Consider the following 2,572-nt stretch of genomic DNA (forward strand, 5'->3'; position numbering starts at 1 on the left):
GCGTAAAGTTGGCCACCACCAGCACAGGCCAGCCGTCCTTGCTCCAGCGCAGCCACGCATAAACGCTGTTGATCGCGTCATCGCCGATCAGCCATTGGAAACCCTGCGGCACATCGTCCTGCTCGTGCAGCGCCGGCTCTTCGCGGTACAAACGATTGAGGTCAGACACCAGTTTCTGCACGCCCTTGTGCTCGGGGTATTGCAACAGGTACCAGTCCAGCTGCTGGTCGTGGTTCCACTCGCGCCACTGGCCGAACTCACAGCCCATGAACAGCAATTTCTTGCCCGGATGCGCCCACATGAAACTCAGGTAGGCCCGCAGGTTGGCGAATTTCTGCCAGCGGTCGCCGGGCATCTTGTCGATCAGCGAGTGTTTGCCGTGCACCACTTCATCATGGGAAATCGGCAGGATGAAGCGCTCGGACCAGGCATACACCAGGCCGAAACTCAACTCGTTATGGTGATGGGCGCGGTACACCGGATCTTGCTGGATGTAGTGCAGCGAATCGTGCATCCAGCCCATGTTCCATTTGTAGGCAAAGCCCAGGCCGCCCTGTTGCGTGCCCTGGCTGACACCCGGCCAGGCGGTGGATTCTTCGGCGATGACCAATGCACCAGGCGCTTCCAGGGCCACTACGTCATTGAGGTGGCGCAGGAAGTCGATGGCTTCGAGGTTCTCTCGCCCGCCATGGCGGTTCGGCACCCATTCGCCAGCCTTGCGCGAGTAGTCGCGGTACAGCATCGAGGCCACCGCATCGACCCGCAGGCCGTCAACGTGGAAATGCTTGAGCCAGTGCAGCGCCGACGCCAGCATGTAGCCGTGCACTTCGGTGCGCCCCAGGTTGTAGATCAGCGTGTCCCAGTCCTGGTGGAAACCTTCCTGGGGGTTGCCGTACTCGTACAACGCCGTGCCGTCGAACTGGGCCAGGCCATGGGTATCGGTGGGGAAATGCGCCGGCACCCAATCGAGGATCACCCCGAGCCCGGCCACATGGCAGGCGTTGACGAAGGCGGCGAACTCGTCCGGCGTGCCATACCGCGCACTCGGCGCGAATTGCGACAACAACTGATAGCCCCACGAACCGCCGAACGGGTGCTCCATGATCGGCATCAGTTCGATGTGGGTAAAACCCAGGTCTTTTACATAGGGAATCAGTCGCTCGGTCAATTCGGGCCAGGTGTACTGGCGGGCCACTTCGCCCAGGTCATCCAGCTCACATTGCCATGAGCCGGCGTGCAATTCGTAGATCGACAAGGGCGCAGTCACCCGGTGGCGGTCGCTCCGGGCCAGCATCCAGTCCTGATCCTGCCAGTCGACGTTCAAGGGTGAAGCGACTTTCGAGGCGGTGTCCGGTGGCAGGCTGGTGGCCAGTGCCACGGGATCAGCCTTCAAGGGCAGAATGCCGTGGGCGCCGAGAATCTCGTATTTGTAGGTGTCCCCGGCTCGCAGACGCGGGATGAACAACTCCCAGACGCCAGTGGGATGACGCAGGCGCATCGGATGCCGGCGTCCGTCCCAGACGTTGAAATCAYCGACCACCGACACCCGCCGGGCATTCGGCGCCCACACTGCGAAACGCACGCCGTCGACGCCGTCCACAGTCTTGAGTTGCGCGCCCAGGCACGCACTGAGGTCGCGGTGATTGCCTTCGGCAAACAGGTACAAATCCATTTCGCCCAACAACGGGCCGAAGCTGTAAGGATCTTCCGCGGTTTGCTCGCCGCCGGCCCAACGGGTGCGCAGCAGATACGCCAGCGCACGCTGGAAATGCCCGACAAACAACCCCGGTGTCTCTGTGGCTTGAAGATTCCCAAGCGCTTCGCCCGAGTCCCGGGCCAGCACTTCTACACTCAGGGCGCCCGGCAGATAAGCGCGAATGAACTGCCCGCCGACGCCATCGGCGTGAGGGCCGAGAATCGCAAAAGGGTCGATATGCTCGGCGCGCACCAATGCGTCGATATCCCGCGCGCTGGGCAGCAGCGCTTCTTTGTGATGACCCTGTTCCTTGTTCGAGACACTCATGACTACTCTCCACCAAGATCGGAAAAGGGTTTAAGCCCACTCAATAATCCATATAAACCGTGCAACGGGACGGGCAACCAGGTGGGGCGATTTTCCGCCTCATAGGCCACTTCGTACGCCGCCTTCTCCAGACCGAACAACGCCAGCGCGGCATCCTCGYCTTCGGGATCTTGCCATGCATGGGCAAGAGTAGCTGCCGCTAGCCGATAAGCGTCGACAAATGCTTGCCGCGCCTCGCTCAAGTAGCGATCGGTGACCCGCAAGCGCGCGGCAGCGGCTGACGAGGTGTTATCGAGGCTCTGCACATTGATCGCCATCGCCGCCGCATAGTCGAAGGAACGCAGCACACCGCTGACATCCTTGTACGGGCTGTGTTTGCACCGTCGATCATGCAATGGTCGCGCCGGTTCGCCTTCGAAGTCGATCAGGTAGGCATCGCCCTTGATCACCAGCACCTGCCCCAGATGCAGGTCGCCGTGCACGCGAATACGCAAGCCGCCCGCGGTCTTTTTGCCCAACTCTTGCACATGACTGAGAATGACTTTTTTG

Annotated in this window: 1 protein-coding gene and 1 pseudogene; both read right to left on the minus strand. The window is 61.3% G+C overall.

What is annotated here, in order from left to right; all coding sequences use genetic code 11:
* Positions 1 to 2,023: 1,4-alpha-glucan branching protein GlgB (glgB, locus tag ACXRVY_RS23680; RefSeq protein ID WP_458238393.1), on the minus strand; the 2,023-nt coding region annotated here is incomplete at its 3' end.
* Positions 2,024 to 2,025: 2 nt separating this feature from the next.
* A pseudogene (locus tag ACXRVY_RS23685) lies at positions 2,026 to 2,572 on the minus strand (alpha-amylase); the annotation flags it as partial.

It is taken from the genome of Pseudomonas sp. P5_A2_2 (genome assembly GCF_054177685.1).